Raw genomic sequence first — 15955 nt, forward strand, 5'->3', positions numbered from 1 at the left:
CCCTCCTCAAATTTTAGGTGTTGGCATCTTCTATTCCAAGGTATCTAAAAGAGTCTCCGGGCTTTCTTGGTGTCATGACAGTTTTTCAGGCGCACACCCAGCGGAATTTTAGATTTTGGATGAGAAGTAAATCAGAAAGTTTTGAGTGGAAGAGTTTTGAGTTGAAAAACTTCTCACTCCTCCACTCTTCCCTAGCCCCTACCCTAAGAGTGCAACGCGGCAAAAATAACCTACCAGGAAAGAAGTAGTTAAATGCCTAACACTCAAAGGATTTTTGACTTTTCAATGAGTGACTTTTGACTTCCGCGTAGCGGCGATTCTGGCAATTTATACTGCCCTACTATTCGCTTAGCATATTCTGGCACATGGGATTCTAATTTTTCTGGGTGATGCCGTTTCACATATAAATAGTTGCGAGTGAAATGAGAATCAATGGAAAAACGGGCATATTCCAATCCTTTTGGGCCGATTTTTTCAATAACAACGCCCATTAATTTAGCTGCCCACATAGGAAGAGTTACTCCTTTATCGTAGGCGGGAATACTTTGCTGGACAGCGTTGCGTCTATCTCCTTGAGACATTACGGGTTGAGTTTCTAACTGGTCTTTCACTAAGTCCAGCATTTCTTGTCCGGTATTATTTCTAACTAGAATCCACTGCCAGCCAAACGGTGCGCCCATGTAGCCGACGACTAAATCTGCCAAGCTATTGACGTAATCAAAACAACTCATGCAGGAAGGGGCAAATACATCTTTTAGTTCTTTGGTATTAAGTCCAAAAAATGGGACTTTTTCAAGCGAACCATCTTCGTGTTTGAAATGAACTTGAAAATCTTGCATGAATTCGTAGTAAACTACTGTTTCAGGCGATCGACTGGTAGTGTCTAAGAATTTTTGCAATCCGGCGCGTGTGACGTTATCGACACAGGGAGTACCCAAAACATAGAGCTTTTCTAAACCTAGTTTTTTTTCTACTGCGCGTAATGCTTGAATCTGACAACCGACGCCAATTACTAATAGTCTTTTCATGCCAGATTCTTCGATTTGTTCTAGCACGGAAAGATTAGGCGAAAGGGTTGGTTTATTCACCCTTGCGGCGAGAATTTCTTCTGGAGTACGGGCAATGATTGGCATTGGTTGAAAGCGGTCTTCTTTGGTATTCTGGACGCAGACGACACCTTCGACGATACCGCGATTGAGCATTTCAATGGCAATGCTGCTGACAATCCCCGTCCACTGTGCGCCTGGGATTGGCTGGGTTTTGCGTGCCGCCATCATAGTTTGGTTGACGCCAAAATACCAATCATCGGGGTTATCGAGATTGCGACTGCGCCCGTGGATTTCTTCTTCCAGTTCGGCTATCTGCTGATTGATAAACGCGCAGGCTTCCTTGACATAATGGACATAATATGTATCGCAAAGTCCACATTCGCTGCATAGTTCTTTGGCGGGGCGGCGGCTTCCCGGTTTGAGGGCTTTGGCTTTTTTGTGCTTGGGGGAGTCAACTGAGATAGTCATAAATTGCTTTTGTTATCCACAGATAGCTTTTACTACGATACCGTTAGAGGTTATAGCGCAGAAACTGGGTTTCCTTGGTCATTGGTGATTAGTCATTGCCCTAGTCCCTAGCCCCTAACCCCTCTTTCCATTGTTGGTAATCGTCTCTCCTTGCTCAATTTATACCTTGACACGATCCAATTCGATGCTTTTCTCATCAAAGAAACACTAGATCTATCTAGTATTCCTAACACTTTACTTGAAAATATTTTTGAGTATCATCCTTGGTTAATTATCCAGCACTTTAGATGGACACGCATCAAATATTTTTTCTGTTTTTATTAGTAACGATGGCAAAACTATCGCCTGTGGCAGCAACAATAAAGTCACTCTTTGGAATTTAGCCACAGGCGAAATATTACAAACGCTTTCTGGGCGTTATCCTGTTGCCTTTAGTCCTGATGGACAAACTCTAGTAACTGGTGGAAAGGACGGTACAATTCGCGTTTTGCATCTATCTTTTGGTATAAATGAATCAATACCTGATACTCTGCTGTCTGGGGAATGGTGGCAAGTTCTAGGTGTGGATCGAAACGCTCATACTGATGAGGTTAAGCGTGCTTACCGACGCTTGTCAATGCAATATCATCCCGATATTAATCGCTGTGGCAGCGCTAAAGCAAATATGCAGGCAATAAAGAAGTTTTGGCCTAAATAAGCAGGATATGTTAATGGCAAAGACGATCGCCTCTTTCTCTACATTAGATGCTGTTCAAATTATTAAATATCCATCCTTTGACAGATGGCAAAAGCATAATTGCAATAAATAAACTACCCTAAGCTCTGACCCGCAGGCTACGGCAATGCGATCGCAGATTATATCCTTCAGATCGAGACATGAGACTCGATCTGAAGGATATAATTAGCATTTTAAGAACGATTTCCGTACAGTGTTTATTTGATCGCAGCATGAGTTAGAGGTGTGGAATGAGAATTGTGGAGCAAACAAAAACCAGGCTGATACTCCAACGAGATCCCGATACAGGTGCTGCACTGATAATTGGATGCGTATGTGTAGGGATAGGATCTTTTTTACTATGCTTTGGAATAGTTGCAGCAGTTTATGGACGTGGTGTTGTTTTATCAGTTGTTCTCTTAAGTCCTATTCTTGGGTTTCTCTCGATCGCATTTGGATTTTTAGCGGCAGCGGAGAAGATTGGTTCCGTGAATTGTTATTTTAATAAACCTCTAGATCGCCTGCTCTTAAAAGTACAAGGTTTGGAAAGTAACGTCATCGAATGTTCGGTTCGTGAAATTGCAATGGTTATAGTGATCAAACACAAAAGAAAGTTATACTTACCCGGCAAAGCTAAGTCCTCCAAATCTTACAGCATTAGCCTTTTGATGGTGTCTGGTGAAAACATAACCCTGACTGTCGATAAATTGCTGGATGCGAATACCAGCTCTCGTTTGGCTAAATGCGTTGCCGAATTTCTCCAAATTCCTCTTAGTAAGTTATGATTGTGCTTCGCGTCTTTCGGAATGGTGATCATTAGTTGCCAGCATGAATCTGCCAAACCCCCGTCAAATAGCATTTCTAGCTCTCCGTGACGTTCGCCGAGGGGCATTTGCGGATGTGGGACTCGATCGCAACACGCGATCGTCTAACCTCAACGATGCCGATCGACGATTGGTGACAGAATTACTATATGGTAGTGTGAGAAGGCAAAGAACACTCGACGCTATCATCGACCAATTAGGAAAAAAGAAAGCTTCTCAACAACCACCCGATTTACGCACAATTTTACATTTAGGTTTATATCAACTTCGTTATCTCAACCATATTCCCGATTCAGCTGCTGTTAATACCACTGTTCAACTAGCTAAAGAAAACGGATTTTCAGCACTCAGCGGTGTGGTTAATGGTTTATTGCGACAATATATCCGTTTGACTGTGGGGCAGGCGTCTCGCCTGCCATTATTAGAGTGGGGCGGGCAGGATGCCCACCCCACAAGACAAGATTTTCACAAAGTTGAAACATCTCCCCTACAGTTACCGGAAAATCCAGTTGAAAAATTGGGTATTTTGCACAGTTATCCAGACTGGATTGTGCAATTGTGGTTGGAACAACTGGGAGAAGCAGAAACAGAACAGCTATGTGAATGGATGAACCAACCACCGACAATTGACTTGCGGATAAATCCTCTGCGAACATCGATCGAAGAAGTTGAAACTGGGTTAAAATCGGCTGGTATTCTAGTTAACCGTGTTCCTCATTTGCCGCAAGCATTAAGATTGATTGGCAATACTGGTGCAATTCAAAATCTGCCCGGTTTCAACGAGGGTTGGTGGATTGTACAAGACAGTAGCGCCCAAATGGTAGCACATCTACTCGACCCCCAACCGGGCGAAGTGATAATTGATGCTTGTGCGGCACCAGGGGGAAAGACAACGCATATTGCAGAATTGATGAAAGATGATGGAAAAGTGTGGGGATGCGATCGCACTTCCTCCCGCCTCAAAAAACTCCAGCAAAACGCCCAACGACTCAACCTCAAATCCATCCAAATCTGCACTGGCGATAGCCGCAACCTCCCTAAATTTACCAACACAGCTGACAGAGTTTTACTCGATGTGCCATGCTCAGGATTAGGTACTCTGCACCGCCACGCTGATGCCCGTTGGCGACAAACGCCAGAGACGGTGCTAGAACTTTCCACTCTTCAAAGTGAATTGCTAGCACATAGTGCAACTTTTGTCAAGTACGGTGGCATCCTCGTTTATTCAACCTGCACCCTGCATCCACAGGAGAATGAAAATGTCATTCAAACATTTTTGGACTCTCACCCAAATTGGCAAATTGACCCGCCAAATCCCAGTTCACCGGCAGCAGCCTTTACAATGCCTGATGGGTGGATAAAAGTATGGCCGCACCGACATATAATGGACGGGTTTTTTATGGTGAGGCTAAGGAAAGTGCAGGATGCTAAGTCAGATTGATAATCTGTTTAACCAAATCAGGGAAAAGCCAATGGTAGCTAACTCCAACGTCAAAAATCTGATCAAAATTCTCATCGGAGCTGCCTGGATTGATGGCAAAATTCAGCCAGAGGAACGGGAATATCTGCACCGGGTGGCTAAGGAAAAGGGAGTTGCAGACGATCCAGAAATTAAACCTTTGCTGTATGAATTTCGGTCTGTGGAACCGAACGAGTGCTATCGGTGGATGGAAGAGTATTTAGGCTCGCACCCCACCTCTGAAGAATGCCAAAACCTCATGGAAGCCATCAGCGCCTTAATTTACAGTGATGGGGATGTCGCCAACGAAGAAGCCAAACTTCTGACAAGGTTACAGCAACTCGACCCAGCCAACGATTCAGCCCAGCCAGTTCAGAGTCGCGTACTAGGAGGTCTTCAAAAACTTTACCGCCGCTGGGTGGAGAATTCCAAATAGGTAATGGGTAATTTCAGATTTTAGATTGCAGATTTAAATAAAATCTAAAATCTAAAATCTAAAATCTCCCCATTAGCCTTGGGGGGTGCCCACACCGGGTGTTTCATCCTTTTTAACTTCAGGCACAATACTGGGACGGGCTTTGTCTTCCCAACCGACAGGGCGCTTGGAGTTGTACCAGGCAATTGAACCAATGCTCACGGCAGCAATAAAACCAACAACGTAGACGACGGTAACGGAAACGGGAAAATTAGTGGTATTGGCAGCGTTGGCAGCAGCTTCCATCAATATGCTCATCATTATTTGGCAACTCCTGAATAAATGACTATTTACATGGTACATGGTAGAAAAAATCAGTAAAATTATTCATCCCCCCCAGGTTTGAAACCAATCTCAGTCGCAGGGGGAGGATTTTGGATTTTAGATTTTGAATTTTAGATTTTAAATCCAAAATCTAAAATCTAAAATCTAAAATTCCCCTAGCCCCTAGCCTTTGAGTGCAGCGAGGCAGAAATAGCCCACCAGGAAAGAAGTAGTTAAAAGCCTGACACTCAAAGGATTTTTGACTTTTGAATGAGTGACTTCCGCGTAGCGGCCTTAGTTACTGGTGACTGTTGAGTTCGATGCTAGGGGGAGCTGAAGCTGGTAAGGGACTGGCAAGAGCGGGGGCCCGTCGTTGGGCCGATCGCGAGGTTGTCGAGGAGGCACGCCTTGTCTGGCGTCGCGCCGACCGAGGCTGTGCGGGGGTTGAAGAAGCGGTCGAGGAACGCCGCTGACGGCGGGGCTGCTCTGCGGGAGCGCTATTTTGCTGGATTGTGCGACGGCGAGGCGCGTCTGATTGAGCCCTATACTGCTGTACCTTACGACGACGGGGCTGCTCTGCGGGAGCGCTGTATTGCTGTGTGCGACGACGGGGCTGCTCTGCGGGAGCGCTGTATTGCGTTGTGCGACGACGGGGCTGCTCTGCGGGAGCGCTGTATTGCGCTGTGCGACGACGGGGCTGCTCTGCGGGAGCGCTGTATTGCGCTGTGCGACGACGGGGCTGCTCTGCGGGAGCGCTGTATTGCGCTGTGCGACGACGGTTAGAAGCCCGATACTGTGTTGAAGGCGCAGAATTGGTATCGGGTGGATAGCGCCGCCTTAACCGCCTGACTGGCTGTACGGGTGCAGAATTGGTATCTGGCGTATAGCGCCGCCGGGGTCTTTCCGATCGAATTCGGCGCGGTGATGGGGTATCGTTGGCAGAGCTTGTTGTTTGTGCAGTTTGGTAAGAGCGACGTCTGCGGGGTTGTGGTTGAGGAGTATCTGAGTCTTGTTGGCTGCGGACGCGACGGGTAACTGGTTTGTCATCGCTATCTTGGCTGCGTAAGCGACTTGTTCTTTTAGCAGGTCGATCGTCATTATTTGCTGTTCTAGCAATTTTAGCGGAATAAATTCGTCCCGGCTTGATAGGCTGAACTGCGATCGCAGCTTTACGACCTTCCAGTTTCTGCGGTCGCTGGGCAAATTGCTCAACAGGCATACCCTCTAACGCTTTGACCATAAATTTGTTCCAGGTGAGGGCTGCTGTGCCGCTGCTGCCCGAAGTAGGGGTATTATCGTCATTACCGAGCCAAACTCCGGTTACCGTTTGGGGAATGTAGCCAATGAACCAGAGGTCGCGAGCTTGGTCAGAGGTGCCTGTCTTACCCGCAACCTGTCGCCCGTTTAAGTACGCCGCACGACCAGTACCGCCGTTGACCACTTCCCGCAGCATCCACGTCATGATGGAGGCTGTATCTGAGTCTATGGCTTGCTGGGGCTTAAAGTTAGCTTGGTAGAGAACGTTACCTCTCTGGTCGAGAACCCGGCGAATACCGTGGGATTCTGCATAAAGACCCCCGGTAGCCAGGGTACCGTAGGCGTTGGTCAGTTCTAGGAGATTAAGTTCGGAAGCTCCTAAAGCTAGAGAATAGGTGGGTTTGAGTTCTGATTTGATGCCCATTTTGTGAGCAACGTCGATGACGGGTTGAAATCCGACATCAAGTAAAACTTTGACGGCGACTACGTTGATAGACTTAGCTAGTGCATCTCTCATGGAGATCCAACCTGCGTTGTCGCCACCGTAGTTTTTGGGTGTATAGTCGTCAACTGTTAGGGGGGCGTCCAGGTAGCCTCGATAGGGGGAGAAGCCAGCTGCTACAGCAGTCGCATACACAAACCCCTTAAACGTAGATCCTGGCTGACGCTGGGCTTGGGTGACGCGATTGAATTGAGTTTTCTCAAAATCTGTTCCCCCCACCATCGCTTTGACTTCGCCGTTGCGGGGGTCGATGGATACTAAAGCTGCTTGCCCAAACCGCTGACCGGGGCCATAGGTTTTCAGTATATCTTGGACTGTTTGTTCTGCTGTCTTCTGCCACTTCTGCTCAAGGGTTGTCTCAACGGTTAAACCTCCGGCTTTTATGGCATCTGGGGAGACGTACTTGGCTAATTCCTGCTGGATGTAGGAGGTAAAGTATTCTGCTTCGGTAGAAAGCCGTTTGGGAGGGGCTGGTTTGAGCGACAATGGCGCTGAAGAGGCTGTCTGGGCTTGCTCTTTGGTAATAAAACCAGCTTCTTGCATTCGCTGCAATACGATATTGCGACGCTGCTCGGCTGTTTGAGGATTGATTAGGGGCGAGTAGACGCTGGGAGCTGGGGTCACTCCGACGATGGTGGCAATTTCAGGCAGTGTCAGTTCTTGGAGAGGTTTGCTGTAGTATACCCAGGCGGCATCTGCGACTCCATAAGCACCTTCGCCAAGATAGACCAAATTCATATATCGATCGAGAATTTGGTCTTTGGTCATCTTCTGCTCGATTTTCTGAGCCAGAAAGACTTCTTGAAGTTTGCGATAGAAGCTGCGTTCTTGGGTGAGGAAGACTGTCCGCGCCAGCTGTTGGGTGATGGTGCTACCTCCTTCCACCACGTCGCGAGCAATCAGATTTGAGAACATTGCTCTGCCAATGCCCTGGTAATCGACGCCTTTATGCTGGTAAAAGCGACGGTCTTCTGATGCAATGAAGGCTTGCACCAATTGGGGCGGCATTTCTTCGAGTTTGAGCTTTTCGCGAGTTGCTGGCCCGATTTGTTGCAAAATTGTGTTATCTGCGGCTTTGATTGTCAGGGTTCCGTCGCGCACGAAGGTGAGAACATAGGCCGGGTCGGGCAGGCTGCTGTCTATTTTCCACCATGTCACGCCTAGTGCTAGAGCGCTACCGCTAACCCCGATACCAAGACCCGCCCCAATCAAAAATTTACGGCTGCGATAAAAGGGATTTTTTGGATCTAGCCACCGCGAATCCTTTACTTTACGGGTGAAGTTTTCTAGGTCTGGTTTCTTTATTTTGGTGGCAATTTGAGTGGAAACCTGCTGGAATCCTAGCGTTAGCTTCGTCGCTGCGGCAGAGAGATCTAAACCCGGAGGTTTCTGGGGGGGAGAAGAATGCTGCACAGGAGGAGTTTCTGACTCAGTGAAGATCGGAGGGGAAGATTCTCCTCTTATCTCTTGCTCTTGGGTTCTTGTCGCCACCTGTTCTCTGGTTTTGATCTCAAAGGGAGGTTCCCGTTCAATTGTCTTGGAATCCCTGCTAGAGGTGGGTTCTACGTCAGTTTCAAACCCACTGCTCTTGGTGGAAATTTCTTCGAGATTTGGAATAAACTTTGTCACGTTAAACCCTCACACAACAGAGGCCAAGCTAATAATGGCTTTGTTTTTTGCTTATTTTATCGATCGAGATGCCAAAGCTACGAAAGGCAGCTGGTGTACACCCCGAATTTCTGCGCCATCACCAACCCGCTTCCGGTTTGGTGGTGGGTTGTTGACTAGACGGATTTTGGTTAACTTTGTGCTGATTTAGGTAGTCGGTACGAATTTTCCACTCAGAAAGTTACCGACGAGGTAACTGCGGATGAAACAGGAAGCCACATTTTACTGTGTAGCATAGTCAGTGCCCAGTAACGAGTGCTGAGTGCTGAGTAAAGAAAACTCAGTACTCAGCACTCAGCACTTACTTTGGTACTTCCCGTTATGGTATCCTCCGATCGCACTTTTGTGCATTTTGGGCCTCTGTCGTGTCGCAAGTTAATTCTTTTTATGTTATACGCCGATCGCCGTTAGATCCCCGACTTCTTCAAGAAGTCGGGGATCTGAGTATTATGTTTTTTCGGTGGACTTACTTAGCATAGTAAATACGGAAGAGCCGTTTAGATGGTCATAAAATCGTTAATTCCGATTAAATTAGCCGGAATGCCAGTTAGACTGGCTAAAAGTTCGCCGCTGCTAGCCACACTAATTAAAGTAGCGTTACTACCTTGGGTAATAGATAGGGCGTTGAAGGTAAGACCACCGTCTAACGCCAACAAATCTAAGCCATCTTGAAAGTCGAGGATGGTGTCGCTGCCAAAAGTGGGAAAGAGAACAAAGCGATCGCTTCCATCACCACCAATCAAAGTATCATTGCCTAAGTCCCCTAACAAGGTATCGTTGCCCAAATCCCCAAGCAGCTGGTCATTACCTTGACCGCCTCGCAGTAAATCGTTATCTTGACCGCCTCGCAAGATATCGTCGCCTTCATTACCGTTGATGACATCATCGCCAGTATTGCCATTAATTATGTCAATATTGTCACCTCCAAAGATTTCGTCATTACCAACGTCACCAAACAAGGTGTCGTTGCCTAAATCTCCAAATAGCTGGTCATTGTCTTGACCCCCACGCAAGAGATCGTTATCCTGACCGCCTCGCAGGATATCGTCACCAGTGTTGCCATTAATGACATCATTGCCTTGGGAACCATTAATTATGTCAAGGCCGTCACCTCCAAAAATTGTGTCATTGCCTGCATTGCCGTAAAGTGTGTCATTTCCTTCTAAAAGGAAGACTGTATCATCACCTGCTAAGGCATCTCCAGAGTCATTTCCACCAGTCAGCGTCACCAAATCGGCGTTGGGAGTAAAGATAGAAGGCGGTACGGTAGTTGCCAACTCAAAGGAACCGATATCTACCAGTCCGTCCGAACGCGACACGCCGCGCTGATCCGTCGTCAAACCGGCGACTGTTCCGCCAGCATTTATGGCCGGACTTCCTGGTAATAAAGCATGGGTAAGGATGCCACCGCCGTTATCTTGCAATGGGCCAAGTAGAGGATCGGCGATCGCAACATTTGCCGTTACATTTACATCTTGAGGATTATTTACTTTTACAGGCCATTGGATGTTGTTTCCACCATCAATTAATTCGCGATTGGTATGCTGTCCAATATCGCCAGGGATTCCCGCCGCGTTATCGGCAAAAATTGTATTTTTGAGGGTGATAGCCTGCCGATCGCCACTAAATATAGCGCCCCCTTTATCGCTAGCGTAATTGTTGGCAATAGTTGTGTTGGTGATGTTAGTAGTAGAGGCAACAGCATTGGCAAAGAATATAGCTCCGCCCAAACCATTTCCTGTCCCAAAATCAGCTTTATTACCGGAGAATGTGCTGTTAGTTATAATAGTTGGGTTTCTACCGTCGTCCCACAAACCACCGCCTTGATCTTCTGCTAAATTGTTAGCAAAGGTAGTGTTGGTAATTGTAATATCCCCGTTATCGATTCTGAGACCGCCTCCTCGTCCAAATCCCGCAGGGGTTTTAATGGCAGAATTATTGATAAACGAACTATTTTCAACAATTACGCGATCGTCTGCAAAAGAAGAACTAAATTCCACCCCTCCACCAAAAAGTGCCCGATTGCCTTCAAAGCGACTATTGCGAATTAAAAAAGTGCCAGAGGTCGGGTCGTTAGTGTCAGTAGCACCATCGACTAAAATTGCACCACCATTACCGAAGATATTCGTATTTGAATTTGTTGCTGTGGCGTCGTTGTTGATGAAGGTCGAATTTTCTACGGCGACCTTGGCGTGTACGGCATTAATTGCTCCACCGTTGATTCCTTTGTTGTTAGTAAATACGCTATTTTTCACGCTAAGAGTGCTGTCGCTTTTAACTGCGATCGCACCGCCGCCACGTTCTTCATTACCCCCTGTACCATCGTTGCCATCAAACTTACTGTTGATCGCAGTAGTGGTACTGTCAAAAGCACCAAAAATACCTGCACCTCCATAGCTGGAGACATTATTATTCAATTGACAATTTTCTACTGTTAAGGTACTGCGTGCTGCACCCAAAATTCCCGCTCCAGCAGCAGCTTCGCCTGTACCAGTGGTTTTTCCATTGGCGATGATTAAATTACGAAAAGTAACATTTGTAGGCAGAAAACTGGCATCTCTCTGCAACTCAAAAACACGACTGGCGTTATTTCCACTTATAGTTAAATTAGAGGCATTAGCACCATCAACAATCAGATTTTTATTGATGGTTAATTGACCGCTTGTAAGGGTAATTGTCTGATTGGCAAGGCTAGAAGCAAATAGGATTGTATCCCCTGCTGCTGCATCAGCGATCGCTTGCCTTAAAGAGCCCACTCCACTGTCAGCATTATTCGCGACTGTGCGAATAGCTAACACCCCGCCGTAAGACGCAATAGTCTCTAATTCAAATGGAATTGACGATGCTTGTATTTGACCTACGGTAAATTTTAAATCCCAATTGCCGCCTTTAGCAGGACTACCTGTCAAGTCAACCGATGCAGCAATATTTACTTGAATTAATTGGCTTAAGTCTCGCAGAAAAGCAGATCCTTTTCCGGCAGCAACATGGCAACCATAAAAGAAAAACCCAGCTTGTTTTTTTCAGGGATTTATGCCACTGCTGCAAGTCATTTTTGTATCGTTCTAAAGTATCAAAGCTAAGAAAAGTATTTCCTAGTTCTACGGTGCCGGGACTACCGTGCGATACAATATGAACTGCATCAATTAAACTGCCTCCATCAGTAAATTTCTGTATTTTGGCGGAAATCTGCTCAACGCCATCGCGATCGCGATCGAGAATGCTTACCAGCACACCTTCTTTGACTCCGCTTGCTAAAAATTGGTAGTCATCCACCCGGTCGTCGATGAATACAAGCGTCTTAATTTTGGGATTGTTTGCAGCAAAAGTAGCGTTCATGCTGAATACTCCAGAGATCCGTTTACTGATAAATACAACCACAGAGTAAAATGGTCAGGAAAACGCATATAATTAGGTAGATTTTGGGATCTGTGCCCTCGCTGTCTGTAAATAATAAATCGAGCGCATTTTCGGTATAATATAAACCATCAAAAGGATGAGTTTGATACTAATAATCAAAGTCACAGAAGTGCAAAACTTAGATGAAAAGCTTAAAATATAAAAGTAGATAGCTATCGAAATTTGGCCTACTAATTTGCCTGTGACTCAAGATCTATTTTCTGACGAACGCCTCCTGTTTACGCCAGCGACGCCCAACAGCGACGCCATACCCACCATCTTTGCTTTCCCGAACGAGTACAGCGTTGGTATCACCAGTCTCGGCTATCAAATCGTATGGGGAACTTTGGCAATGCGTCCAGATATTGACGTAAGCCGTTTATTCACCGATACCCACGAATCGCTACCGAGAAAGCCTGAATTAGTGGGATTTTCCATGTCTTGGGAACTGGATTACGTAAATATCCTTAACCTGCTGGAATTTCTAGAAATTCCCTTGCGTTCGGCTACTCGTGACAACGACGATCCGCTCATATTTGGTGGTGGCCCAGTGCTAACTGCCAACCCAGAACCTTTCGCCGACTTTTTCGACATTATTTTGCTAGGCGATGGCGAAAACTTACTGGGCAATTTTATTGAGGTATACAAAGAAGTCCGAAATGCAGATAGGCAAATTCAACTGAGAAAGTTGGCACAAGTTCCAGGCGTTTATGTGCCCAGTTTGTATGAAGTGACTTATCAGGATATCACTGGCGATATCAAATCAATTCAACCAATAGATGTAGAAATTCCCCACACTGTAGAAAAGCAGACTTATCGCGGCAATGTTCTATCTGCTTCAACTGTTGTAACAGAGAAATCGGCGTGGGAAAATATCTATATGGTGGAAGTGGTACGCAGTTGTCCAGAGATGTGCCGGTTCTGTTTGGCAAGTTATCTAACGTTGCCTTTTCGCACTGCAAGTTTGACAGATTCTTTGATTCCTGCGATTGAAAAAGGTTTGGCAATCACAGACAGATTGGGATTGCTGGGTGCTTCTGTGACTCAACATCCAGAATTTGAAGATTTGCTGGATTATATAAGTCAAGAGAAATATGATAGTGTTCGTCTGAGTATCGCTTCTGTACGGACAAATACCGTAACTCAAAAGTTGGCAGAAACTCTGGCCAAACGCGATACTCGTTCGATCACAATTGCTGTAGAAAGCGGTTCGGAACGGTTGCGACAAATTGTTAATAAAAAGCTGCAAAATGATGAAATTATCCAAGCTGTGGTGAATGCGAAAGCTGGTGGATTAAAGGGGATAAAACTTTACGGTATGGTTGGGATTCCCGGTGAGGAAGCGGGGGATTTAGATGCAACTGTGGCGATGATGCTGGATATCAAAAAAGCTGCATCTGGTTTGCGTTTGACTCTGGGATGCAGTACATTTGTGCCGAAAGCGCACACGCCTTTTCAATGGTTTGGGGTGAATCTCGAAGCAGAAAAGCGGTTGAAATTTTTGGAGAAGCAATTGAGGTCGCAGGGTATGGAGTTTCGACCGGAAAGTTATAAGGATTCGGTAATTCAAGCGTTGCTATCGAGGGGCGATCGCCGCCTATCCCATCTGTTAGAATTAACTAGGCAGTATGGCGATTCTCTAGGTAGTTACCGCCGTGCTTTTAAGGAATTGCGGGGAAAACTACCAGAGTTAGGTTACTACGTTCATGCTGACTGGTCAACAGACCAAGTATTACCTTGGAGTCACTTGCAAGGGCCACTTCCCCAGGCAACGCTGGCAAAGCATTTAGCCACGGCTACTGCTCATTTTAACTGAAGATTTTTTGTGAAAATACCTTAAATGGGTGAACCGAGCTTAAGTAAGAGGTATTATATTCAATAAAGCTACATACCAATATTCAGGAGTGAATTAACCCGTGAAATCGAGCAAGGCTAAACTAGATTATCAACAAGGATTAAAGCTGTTTGCGATCGCAGTCGCTACGTCTTTGTGCTTAGCACCTTTAGCAAAAGCTGTTACTGTTAATCCTTTCCAGGATAACACACCAGCAACGGCAACTTTATCAACTTCTAACACCATCCTAGCTCAAGCAGATGCTTGTCCAGAAAACAGCGGTGGTAGTTTGTACGTCACTGCTGAAACAAAAAACTTTCTGGTGTATATTTGTGGAGGAGATCTCCCGAATACTTACGTCGGTCTTGCTAAGAATGGAACCACGGGTAGTATTAATCTCCCCCTGCAAAGCTATACTAGAGATCGATTTGTAGCGGTTAATGGAGATACTCGTTACACCCTTACCCGTAATGAGTTAACCGTGACTCGGAATCGCCGAGTAATCCTTAGAGAAAGGGCGACATGGAGAAGATAATGCAGTTGTTTTCCCTTTCAGAGGGCGATCGCTGGTTAAGTAGGTAGAGATACATAATAAAGGAAAAGCGACACTATTGTCAACCCGTTTTCTCAGAGAAAACGGGTTTTTTAATATTTAGTTTGTTGCGGGGATTATATCGTGTCGGTTTGCATCCTTAGCATTTATTGTGATGTTGTCAAATTGTCTGTTTTGATCGTTGGTTAAATTTTCACCACAGATGAAGAGAGATGAACACAGATGAACACAGATAAGAATAAGAACAGGAATTTTTTAGATAAACGATGCTATTAGACCTGAAATTATCACACACATTTTTCAAGATGATTTCACCCAAAATATGGAAATAATAGCGAGCGCAACTTTAAAAATAGGTATTTTATCATCCGGGATTTTACGGAAAAGCCCTTCTTTTAATTGAATAAGTAAATAGCAGGCAATTGAATATATTCTTGCCCATAAACTGGTTGTGCGACACTAATATGCACAAACAATAATTTCATCTGAAAAGGAAAGTAAAATTATGGTATTCCCAAAACAGGTGTTGAAAATAATGCTGGTGGGTGTAGGGGCTCTTTTATTTTTGACCCCATCAGCGAAAGCTGGACAAATTACCGCTAGTGACTCAGGTGTGTATGGCGAGTCCATCCTGCTGGCAGCTGCGCCTAACGATTGCTTAAACGACATAGCGGAAGGTTTCTCTGTGGAAACTCGCAATTATTATGCGGGGATTTGTTACACGGGAAACGGCACATACTACGTTGGTCGTTCCAAGAATGGGAATGGTAGTATCCTTCTGCGTGTATCTTCTCCCAGAAGAAATGTATACGTTGCCAGGAACGGTCGTTACACTTACACTCTTGATATGAACAGGAATCAGCTGACGATCGCACTTCCAAATGGCAGGCGCATCGTTGAAAGGGTAATCCGCGTAATTGATTCGTGATTTTTGCTATCCAGATGCAAAATGTGGAGATAATACTGCCCAAATTATGATAATGTAGCCTTTGTAGCTTTAAGCTGCAAAGGCTATTTTCTATCATGGTAAATTTCAAACATTCCTCTCTAATTGATGCACCCGTGGAAGTCGTCTGGAACTTTCACGAAAGACATGATATTCTCCAAATCCTGACGCCACCTTGGCAACCTGTGCAAGTGATTCGCCGCCAAGGTGGACTTGAGGTGGGTGCTATTTCCGAGTTTCGCATTTTCCTGGGGCCATTGCCGGTGCGGTGGGTGGCGCGTCATACTGAGTGCGAGAGATATAGACTATTTAGCGATCGACAAATTGCTGGGCCAATGGAATCTTGGGTGCATCGACATGAGTTCGTCCAAGAGAATGGTAAAACTAGGTTGACAGATGCGATCGCTTATAAGTTACCTGGAGGGCCGATCGCCGAACTTCTTTTGAGTTGGTGGGTAAATGCTAGATTAAAGGATATGTTTAGCTATCGCCATGAGGTGACAAAACGGGAATGCGAACAACAAATTTAAAATTAGTAGCCA

General features: G+C 45.6%; 14 protein-coding genes and 1 pseudogene. 10 read left to right on the forward strand and 5 right to left on the reverse strand.

The window, feature by feature from the left end; all coding sequences use genetic code 11:
• Nucleotides 1–263 precede the first annotated feature (263 nt).
• A complete protein-coding gene (locus LAY57_RS19185; RefSeq protein WP_249068423.1) occupies nucleotides 264–1517 on the reverse strand; it encodes a Coenzyme F420 hydrogenase/dehydrogenase, beta subunit C-terminal domain in 1254 nt (417 codons plus the stop codon).
• A 289-nt stretch (nucleotides 1518–1806) separates the two neighbouring features.
• Between LAY57_RS19185 and LAY57_RS36560 the strand changes: the two are divergent.
• From LAY57_RS36560 to LAY57_RS19205, 5 genes and pseudogenes are all read left to right on the forward strand, one after another.
• Nucleotides 1807–1992: pseudogene (locus LAY57_RS36560) on the forward strand (WD40 repeat domain-containing protein); the annotation flags it as partial.
• A gap of 12 nt (nucleotides 1993–2004) precedes the next feature.
• A complete protein-coding gene (locus tag LAY57_RS35895) occupies nucleotides 2005–2214 on the forward strand; it encodes a J domain-containing protein (protein WP_275994187.1) in 210 nt (69 codons plus the stop codon).
• Nucleotides 2215–2483: 269 nt separating this feature from the next.
• On the forward strand, nucleotides 2484–3017 hold the full coding sequence (locus LAY57_RS19195; RefSeq protein WP_249068425.1) for a hypothetical protein: 534 nt from the start codon (nucleotides 2484–2486) through the stop codon (nucleotides 3015–3017).
• Nucleotides 3018–3060: 43 nt separating this feature from the next.
• Complete coding sequence (locus tag LAY57_RS19200) at nucleotides 3061–4497, forward strand: 16S rRNA (cytosine(967)-C(5))-methyltransferase (protein ID WP_249068426.1); 1437 nt, start codon at nucleotides 3061–3063, stop codon at nucleotides 4495–4497.
• A complete protein-coding gene (locus tag LAY57_RS19205) occupies nucleotides 4481–4951 on the forward strand; it encodes a tellurite resistance TerB family protein (protein ID WP_249068427.1) in 471 nt (156 codons plus the stop codon). The genes LAY57_RS19200 and LAY57_RS19205 overlap by 17 nt, the downstream gene beginning before the upstream one ends.
• A gap of 72 nt (nucleotides 4952–5023) precedes the next feature.
• On the opposite strand, the gene psb35 is transcribed toward LAY57_RS19205, so the two are convergent.
• Together psb35 and LAY57_RS19215 are read right to left on the reverse strand one after the other, a co-directional pair.
• A complete protein-coding gene (gene psb35 / locus LAY57_RS19210) occupies nucleotides 5024–5248 on the reverse strand; it encodes a photosystem II assembly protein Psb35 (RefSeq protein WP_249068449.1) in 225 nt (74 codons plus the stop codon).
• 304 nt (nucleotides 5249–5552) lie between these two features.
• Nucleotides 5553–8642 carry a PBP1A family penicillin-binding protein gene (locus LAY57_RS19215; protein ID WP_249068428.1) on the reverse strand — a complete coding sequence of 1030 codons (3090 nt, stop codon included), beginning with the start codon at nucleotides 8640–8642 and terminating at the stop codon, nucleotides 5553–5555.
• A 34-nt stretch (nucleotides 8643–8676) separates the two neighbouring features.
• On the opposite strand from LAY57_RS19215, the gene LAY57_RS19220 reads away from it, so the two are divergent.
• The gene (locus tag LAY57_RS19220) at nucleotides 8677–8832 is read left to right on the forward strand and encodes a hypothetical protein (protein WP_249068429.1); all 156 of its coding nucleotides are present in this window, start codon (nucleotides 8677–8679) and stop codon (nucleotides 8830–8832) included.
• A 346-nt stretch (nucleotides 8833–9178) separates the two neighbouring features.
• On the opposite strand, the gene LAY57_RS19225 is transcribed toward LAY57_RS19220, so the two are convergent.
• Complete coding sequence (locus LAY57_RS19225) at nucleotides 9179–11641, reverse strand: choice-of-anchor Q domain-containing protein (RefSeq protein WP_338022446.1); 2463 nt, start codon at nucleotides 11639–11641, stop codon at nucleotides 9179–9181.
• Entirely contained in the window at nucleotides 11592–12020 is a 429-nt protein-coding gene (locus LAY57_RS36270; protein WP_338022444.1) for a DUF4347 domain-containing protein, read from the reverse strand. The genes LAY57_RS19225 and LAY57_RS36270 overlap by 50 nt, the downstream gene beginning before the upstream one ends.
• Nucleotides 12021–12282: 262 nt before the next feature.
• Between LAY57_RS36270 and LAY57_RS19230 the strand changes: the two genes are divergently transcribed.
• The 4 genes from LAY57_RS19230 to LAY57_RS19245 all read left to right on the forward strand — a co-directional run bounded on the left by LAY57_RS19230 (nucleotide 12283) and on the right by LAY57_RS19245 (nucleotide 15943).
• Complete coding sequence (locus LAY57_RS19230) at nucleotides 12283–13896, forward strand: B12-binding domain-containing radical SAM protein (RefSeq protein WP_249068430.1); 1614 nt, start codon at nucleotides 12283–12285, stop codon at nucleotides 13894–13896.
• Between the two features lie 100 nt (nucleotides 13897–13996).
• Nucleotides 13997–14449 carry a hypothetical protein gene (locus LAY57_RS19235; protein WP_249068431.1) on the forward strand — a complete coding sequence of 151 codons (453 nt, stop codon included), beginning with the start codon at nucleotides 13997–13999 and terminating at the stop codon, nucleotides 14447–14449.
• Nucleotides 14450–14972: 523 nt separating this feature from the next.
• Nucleotides 14973–15395 (forward strand): hypothetical protein, encoded by a 423-nt coding sequence (locus tag LAY57_RS19240; RefSeq protein WP_249068432.1) that lies wholly within the window; start codon nucleotides 14973–14975, stop codon nucleotides 15393–15395.
• Nucleotides 15396–15490: 95 nt separating this feature from the next.
• The gene (locus LAY57_RS19245) at nucleotides 15491–15943 is read left to right on the forward strand and encodes an SRPBCC family protein (RefSeq protein WP_249068433.1); all 453 of its coding nucleotides are present in this window, start codon (nucleotides 15491–15493) and stop codon (nucleotides 15941–15943) included.
• The last annotated feature ends 12 nt before the right edge of the window (nucleotides 15944–15955 follow it).

It is taken from the genome of Argonema antarcticum A004/B2, assembly GCF_023333585.1.
In the GTDB taxonomy this organism is placed as follows: domain Bacteria; phylum Cyanobacteriota; class Cyanobacteriia; order Cyanobacteriales; family Aerosakkonemataceae; genus Argonema; species Argonema antarcticum.